This is a genomic window from Methanospirillum sp., assembly GCF_028679455.1.
Taxonomy (GTDB): domain Archaea; phylum Halobacteriota; class Methanomicrobia; order Methanomicrobiales; family Methanospirillaceae; genus Methanospirillum.
Window position 1 is genome coordinate 1 of record NZ_JAJRBM010000319.1, and the last position, 7,168, is coordinate 7,168.

A 7,168-nucleotide genomic window follows, 5' to 3' on the forward strand; every position below is an offset into this window, starting at 1 on the left:
CCCCTTCCAGCAGGTTACGGACTGCTAACAGTGCTGCCGGCTCTTCTGACAGGTCCCGGAGTATAAACTGATGGGTAGTAAATCCCTTTGGGCCATGAGATCCGACTCCAAAAAGGATTACCGGTCTTCCAAAGATTCCAAGCGTTTCAAGGTCGAGGTACCGGATTCGATCAGGAAAAAACCCTTCTGAAGCGATAAGCCCGAGTGGATGCGAGGGACCAAGCCTTGTCCTGATTAAATGAGAAGTTCCCGCAGGTCCTGCCTGCAGTACTTCCAGCACATGTGATGCTGCCTGCCTGTATCTATGGTGATGCAGAAGTTCAGGGATTGTTTTACAATCCCGGTGTTTGAGTGATACTGCTGCTTTTGGTCCGATACCTCTCACAAGCCTGAGTTCACGCAGCAATAGGGATGATGACCGATTACGATCTCTGATATCGAGATGACGGGTATTTTGTATACAATAGCAGTTCCCCTCATCGTTTTCCATATCAGTTCCAGGGACCGCCTCTTCAAGACTGACACCCTCATACCTGATGCAGAGATCCCCCAGGTATTGTATACATTTCTCATAGGTTGACTCACCAATAGCCGAGGCATGAAGTCCCATGCGAAATTCATTATCATGAGGAACCACCACAAAATCAGGTGAGGCTGCTATTCGTGCCTGCCATTGCTGACTTACGGTGACGAGGTCTGCTCCCTGCATCTGCGGATACCTCATCGTAAGGGTATATAAACTTAGAAGGGCACAGGGTGAAAGTGATCCTCATATCAACTATACGATTTCAGGCTTTATATTCTCTTTTTGGAGACAATTGAAGGAATTCATGTTTTCGAACTTTTTGTTCTCTTTATGTATCTTCATAGAAGGAATAATGGAATAGTTCAAGTAGCGCTGATACGAAAATTTATTAGTGAGGCTTCAATCAATCTTCTTCAGACTCAACACTCTATATGTAAACAATATCTGGTTATTGACACTGGTTCTTATCATCTTATCCTCCTGCATTCTTATTGCCGGGGGGATTTTTTTCCATCCGATAATTAGTGGGGATGGAAATGAGTACGTGGGAATGACGATCTCATTCTTTAATCATGCCTCTCCGGATTACCTTCCCCTTGATGCAGAATTAAAACAGAAGATCTATAATGCAAATAATGTTCATTTGAATGTAACAAATGGATATCATCCTTCACTCCGGGGAACCCTGGAAGCATCTCACCTCTGGTTCTATTCCCTTTTTGTGCTTCCATTTTTTTATCTGTTTCATAGTTTATCTATTAACGAATTGGCTGCGTTTCAGTTCTTCAATATTTTTTTGCTTATACTTACCATACTGGTAATTTACCGGTATGATCCAGTCATCAAACCAAAACACTTCTGGTACATTGCATTTCTTGTATCCTCACCAGTTCTTTTGTATCTTCATTGGACACATACTGAAGTCTTTTCGTTTTGTTTCGTGTCTTTATCCATTTTTTTTGGTTTTCTTTCAGATAACAGAAATTATTATCTTTCAGTTCTTTGTTCCTCACTTGCCTCCCTCCAGAATCCTCCTATTGCTGTGCTCACCGGTATACTCGTAATCCTGGGTTGGAGAGACCATTCATATAAACTAAAGAATCTCCTCTATCTGCTCCTGATCTCTTCAATCTCCTCTGCTCCGTATCTTTATAGTTTTTACACCTTTCACACCAGCAATCCTCAAATGTATATTGGTGCTGCAAGTCTGGCTTTTATTTCCTGGGACCGGATAGCAGGGCTGTTTATCGATCTAAATTCAGGGATGCTTCCGTATATTCCGGTAATTCTTTTTATTTCAGTAATGATGGTCCCTTATTCTTTATGTATCCGGCATGATTCTCGCATTGCAATAATCTGGGGGATAACGTTGGGGCTGGCAATAGCTAGTACTACAACCCTCAATTGGAATTGTGGAATTATGTACATTTTCCGATATGCGGTATGGATTCTGCCTTTATTGATGGTGATACCTGCACTGTTGTCAGAGTATACTACCCACTATCTGGTAACTTTTCTTCTTGTAATCGCCCTTATTTCAACAGGTTTAATTACGACTGGTTGCCTCCTGGATCATAGGGGCGATAATTATCTGACATTCAATAAATTCTCTAAAGAAGTTATGGTGATTTATCCTGGTTTATATGATCCAAATTATGAGATATTTGGAGAAAGGGTGATATATGATGAGTCCTCTTTTGAAAATGCATTTCCGATGATGGTCACAAATGGCCAGGATATCAGAAAAATACTCACCAATGAACAGAACCTGGATCTTCTTCGTGGGATGAACATTACGATTTCACCACGTGAGTTACATGAGATCACTCTCAATGGAAGGGGGTACATAAACTCAGAGCCAAATCTCTCATTAATTCACACAAAGGAAAATTGTATCCATGTCTTTGGTAAAAATCGTGGTGTTCTCGATATTTTTGATCCTAATATTCAGTATATCGAATATTCATCCGGCTGGGCCAGACAGGTGTTTGAAAATGGTTCATACATCCGATGGATGGAGGGTAATGGAAATCTGGCGATATACACAACTCAGGATGAAGATAAACAGTTGAAATTCCAGGCAAAAAGTAATATAAAAAATCAGAGTCTTGAGTTATATATTGGAGAAATATTTATCCACAAATGGGAGATGAATAATCAGATCTCTGATTATCTGGTTAATATCAGTCTTAAAAAAGGATTTAATGTAATTCAATTATCTGCACCAAATTCTGCAATATCAGGTACCTGGCGAACAATGGAGCGTTATCCAATAATTGGCTTCCAGAATATCTCTCTCTCTTAACCTGATCTCGCAAATAATATTGTTTGGATGTTAGAATTACTTACACTACGAGGTCATCGTTTACACGGTTCTTTTTTCTGGATTCCTCTTACCGCCTCATATCCATTCTGGTAGGCCATCTCAAGGATATCCGGACGCCCGTAAATTCCTCCGGATCCGTCCATATCTTTTGCAAGAATATCAGCACAATAAGAAAATCCAAAGATATTAAATAGCGCCTGCATCATGGGAAAAGTTGTAGCAAATACATCCTCCCGATCCATCCCTGCAGTCGAGAGGAAATACCCGCGGTGAAGTACTTTTTTTTCCGGAGGAAGTGGGTGAGTTTTCAATTTGAAATGACGAACCCAGATATAATGAGCACGATCTATGAATCCCTTCAGTTCAGTTGTAATGCCCATGGTGTATATCGGGGAGGAGACTGCCAGGCAGTCAGCATCGAGCATTCTTTCAAAGACCGGGTGGATCTCATCCTGCATGATACAATCTCCGGTTTTATGACAGGCATTACAGCCCTTGCATGAGGAGTATGATAATTTACTTAAGATTACTTTTTCAGCAACACCACCAGCTTCAGTTGCTCCTTTGAGAAATGTGTCCAAAAGAATTTCTGTGTTGCCATGGCGGTGCGGACTTCCCAGCACCCCGATTACCGTTATCGGTCTGTTCATTTCTGTAGCCGCTCATGAAGGGTAGCGATGATATTCGTGCCCATATTAATAGCATCGTTCCTGGCAGTGGGATGGTTCAGGACTGCTCCTTTTTCATCAATCTCATTAATCATCAGATACGAGATATCACGATCTCTAACTTCAATTACATGAAAAAAACACTTTATCACTGGAATCGCAGCATCAAACACATAATCCCAGTTCTGACCTGCTGAAGAGATAAAAAGACCGAGTCGTTTTCCTTTCCGCTCAGGGGGTACTATCGGGAGTTTCAAAACATACTTTCGTGATCTGAAAACCTGTGCCCGGTCAATGAGAGCCTTCACCTGTGAACAGACACTCATACAATAGATCGGTGATGATACGATGATGCAATCAGCTTCGATGATTTGATCATGTATCTGATCCATCCCATCTCTGATTACACACTGGTTTAATTTCTCACAGGCATTGCACCCTTTGCAGGGTCTGATATCAGCATCGTTGAGGACAACTTTTTGAACGGTTACATCAGGTTCATTTTCGAGTGATGAGAGAACACAGTCAAGGAGTTGTTCAGAATTGCCATGCCTTCGTGGACCTCCGGCAATGGCAAGAACCCTGATGCTCATATGATGCAATATTGGTGCTTTTCAGATAAAAGAAGAAGGTTCAGAGTTTTCTGAAGCAGAGATAAAAGTCCTTGTATTCATACCCCTCGGTCATTCGTTTTTCGGCTTCAGCAACTGTTTTTGGGGGAGGAACCACAACTTTGTCACCTGGCTGCCAGTTGGCAGGAGTGGCTACCCCCTCTTTATCTGCAGTCTGGAGAGCCTTCACAAGTCTGAGGATCTCCGGGATTGATCTTCCGTTGCTGAGGGGATAATAGATCATTGCCCTGAGAATTCCTTTGTCATCAATGAAGAACACAGTTCTGACTGTGGCAGTACTGCTCTGGCCTGGGTGCACCATCCCATAAAGCGTGGCAACCTTCATGTCAAGATCTGCGATTACCGGGAATGGGATGTCAATTCCCATCTTCTCTTTGATATTTCTGATCCAGGCAATGTGGGAGTGAACGCTATCGATAGAAAGACCAATAAGCTGCGTATTCATCGCTTTAAACTCATCATATGCCTGAGCAAAAGCGACAAATTCAGTAGTACATACCGGGGTAAAATCAGCTGGATGGGAGAAGAGTACTACCCATTTTCCCTGAAGATCGGAAAGAGTAAGGGTCCCCTGAGTGGTTAGTGCTTCAAAGTCTGGTGCAGGTTCTCCCAGAATCGGGAGGCTGATACAGTCGCATTCAAATTCTTCGTCGCAATTCATAATTTTATATCCTCTTCTTCGATGACTATTTCGTTGACATGACCTGTCATACCTTCAATACGTATCGCCTCTGATAACTCCCCTTCATGTGTCAGGTAGACACAGCCGGGACCAGCGATGCAGGGTGTATCGCATCCTGATAACGCATTAGAGTAGTGATGGTAACCTGACTGGTTCGATGCAGGATCATCGGATCAGAGCTGACCGCGATCCGCATTCTGAAATATGAACCTCATCTCCGGATTCAACACTCGTCTCTCTTCACATACACAAACCATTCATATTCCTTTTTTGGCGGGGAGGTTGTCGCACAATTTCGCGGTTCTGTCAGATCAGTTCCTCTAGCGTTTGGGTGGATTCACCGCATCTTCCGGAGTTTTTATGTCACTCCTGATATGAGTTATTGGCAGGCAGTCATACATCTCACATGAGCAGGCTGGACAGTGGCGCAGATCCTGTTCTGCATCAGTCATTTCGTATGTCTTTCCACAATCTACACAGACATATCTTCCAGGGCCGACTTTTTCTCCGGCCTTCACCCGTTTATGTTCGGTCATGGTTCCTCCATACTACTACTTACCATACTGGGTATTGAAGGATTCGGAAGAAAAAAGGTGGAAAATTCAGGTTTAAAGGGAATTTTAAAGAATTTATCCTGTCTTATGGGTTACCGTTCTCCAAGACCGAAACATACTTGTTTAGAAATGGGAGAATATCAGAATATGAAACCGCAGATCGTCGCGCTGCTGGGTAGTCCGCTTCCTGAAGGAAATACGGCTAAATTATTAAAAAAATCGGTATCCGGCGCTGAAGCGGCGGGGTGCGATGTACAGGTAATCCGCGTGACTGAACTCAGTCTTTCAGGATGCATGGAGCATTACTTCTGCAGGGATCATGAGACCTGCATGATGGAAGATGATGTCAGTATGCTCTACCCTGTTTTCAGGGAGATGGACAGTTTGATCATCGCCACTCCGGTTATGACTATGGGGATACCAGGTCATCTGAAATCATTTATTGATCGGTTTCAGGTCTTTTTCTGTGCCAAATACGTCCGAAACGATCGTCTGGTCAGGAAAGAAAAACGGAAGATCCGCCGGACTCTTCTCCTCTCCATATCAGGGATGAATCTTCCTGAGAATTTTGACGGGGTCACCCTCTCAACCCGGTCGTTTTGTGATGTTATCGATTGCCGGTACGATGATGAACTGTTGATCCGGGATATGGATAACAAAGTAGATCTCGACAGGTTCCCGGATCTCCTTGAAACTGCGTACCAAAAAGGGTTCCGACTGGGAGGACTTCTTACCGGGTTATATCAGGATCCGGTATAGTCTTCTTTCTGATTTTCTAGAACTGTCCTCTTTCTTTGAGGGATATCATGCCGGTTTTTGCGACAATGATGTGATCAAGAAGTGGTATACCCAGTATTTCTCCTGCCCTGGCAAGTTGACCGGTAATCTGAATATCCTGGGAACTGGGTTCCAGACTTCCGGAGGGGTGGTTATGTATACAGATGATTGCAGCAGCCCGGTCTGATATTGCATCACAAAAAACTTCCCTGGGGTGCACCAGGCTGTGATTGAGGAGCCCCATGGTGATAGTCCTTGACCGGATCACCTCAGAAGCACCATTCAACGTCACGACCAGGAAGTGCTCCTGTTTTTTAAATTTCAGATCAGTGACCTCAGGGATCTCCAGGATATCTTCCGGACTGGTGATCCGGGTCACTGGTTCGTCTGCTGGTTTTGTATATCTGCGGGCTATCTCGAAACAGGCCAGCAGAACACATGCTTTCGATTGTCCTATCCCCTCGATACTGATGAGTTGATCATATTCTGGCAGGTTTTCTTTGGTTAGCAGACGTGCAACATCTTTAGATATGGCGATAATGTCCCTGTTTGGTGTACCTTTCCCTAAAATCGCAGAAACAAGTTCATAATCTTCAAGAGCTGCTGCCCCTTTGAGGACAATTTTTTCTCTTGGTCGATCATGTACCTCGATATCCCGCATCCGCCTGATACCCATGATATTCCTGTTATCATCCCTTCCATATGGATGTGAGTGGTATGAATCCGTCTCCCTGGATTATTGGGAGTGAATCCCGGGTACGAACATTCGAAGATCAGAACACATTTACCCACACTCGTATTACTGATCGGGTATGTCAACGAAGGATAATTTAAAGGAAGGCTTTGCCGGAGAGTCACAGGCAAATCGCAAATATGCATCATTTTCAGAGAAAGCAGCAGAAGAAGGATTTACCCAGGTGGCAAAACTCTTTCGTGCTGCATCGGAGGCAGAGGCGATTCATGCACGCCGTCATCTGACCGTGTTAGGGATTAGTACAACTGC

Annotated in this window: 8 protein-coding genes and 1 pseudogene; 3 read left to right on the forward strand and 6 right to left on the reverse strand. The window is 43.6% G+C overall.

From position 1 onward, the window contains the following. Nucleotides 1-709, reverse strand: a pseudogene (locus tag LUQ50_RS11110) (exonuclease); the annotation flags it as partial. 208 nt (nucleotides 710-917) lie between these two features. Here LUQ50_RS11110 and LUQ50_RS11115 point away from each other — a divergent pair. Continuing rightward, complete coding sequence (locus LUQ50_RS11115; protein ID WP_300039903.1) at nucleotides 918-2,831, forward strand: hypothetical protein; 1,914 nt, start codon at nucleotides 918-920, stop codon at nucleotides 2,829-2,831. A 53-nt stretch (nucleotides 2,832-2,884) separates the two neighbouring features. On the opposite strand, the gene LUQ50_RS11120 is transcribed toward LUQ50_RS11115, so the two are convergent. The 4 genes from LUQ50_RS11120 to LUQ50_RS11135 form a co-directional block, all read right to left on the reverse strand. Then, the gene (locus tag LUQ50_RS11120) at nucleotides 2,885-3,502 is read right to left on the reverse strand and encodes a flavodoxin family protein (RefSeq protein ID WP_300039904.1); all 618 of its coding nucleotides are present in this window, start codon (nucleotides 3,500-3,502) and stop codon (nucleotides 2,885-2,887) included. Next, the gene (locus tag LUQ50_RS11125; protein ID WP_300039905.1) at nucleotides 3,499-4,113 is read right to left on the reverse strand and encodes a flavodoxin family protein; all 615 of its coding nucleotides are present in this window, start codon (nucleotides 4,111-4,113) and stop codon (nucleotides 3,499-3,501) included. The genes LUQ50_RS11120 and LUQ50_RS11125 overlap by 4 nt, the downstream gene beginning before the upstream one ends. A gap of 40 nt (nucleotides 4,114-4,153) precedes the next feature. Then, nucleotides 4,154-4,813, reverse strand: a complete 660-nt coding sequence (locus LUQ50_RS11130) for a peroxiredoxin (protein WP_300039906.1) — start codon at nucleotides 4,811-4,813, stop codon at nucleotides 4,154-4,156. Nucleotides 4,814-5,154: 341 nt separating this feature from the next. Then, entirely contained in the window at nucleotides 5,155-5,370 is a 216-nt protein-coding gene (locus LUQ50_RS11135; RefSeq protein WP_300039907.1) for a hypothetical protein, read from the reverse strand. Between the two features lie 165 nt (nucleotides 5,371-5,535). On the opposite strand from LUQ50_RS11135, the gene LUQ50_RS11140 reads away from it, so the two are divergent. After that, nucleotides 5,536-6,147: a flavodoxin family protein gene (locus LUQ50_RS11140; RefSeq protein ID WP_300039908.1), complete on the forward strand. Its 612-nt coding sequence runs from the start codon at nucleotides 5,536-5,538 to the stop codon at nucleotides 6,145-6,147. Between the two features lie 16 nt (nucleotides 6,148-6,163). Here the strand turns inward: LUQ50_RS11140 and radC are convergent, their stop codons facing one another. Further along, a complete protein-coding gene (radC, locus tag LUQ50_RS11145) occupies nucleotides 6,164-6,841 on the reverse strand; it encodes a DNA repair protein RadC (protein WP_300039909.1) in 678 nt (225 codons plus the stop codon). A 136-nt stretch (nucleotides 6,842-6,977) separates the two neighbouring features. On the opposite strand from radC, the gene LUQ50_RS11150 reads away from it, so the two are divergent. Further along, a partial coding sequence (locus tag LUQ50_RS11150; protein ID WP_300039910.1) for a ferritin family protein occupies nucleotides 6,978-7,168 on the forward strand: 191 nt, incomplete at its 3' end.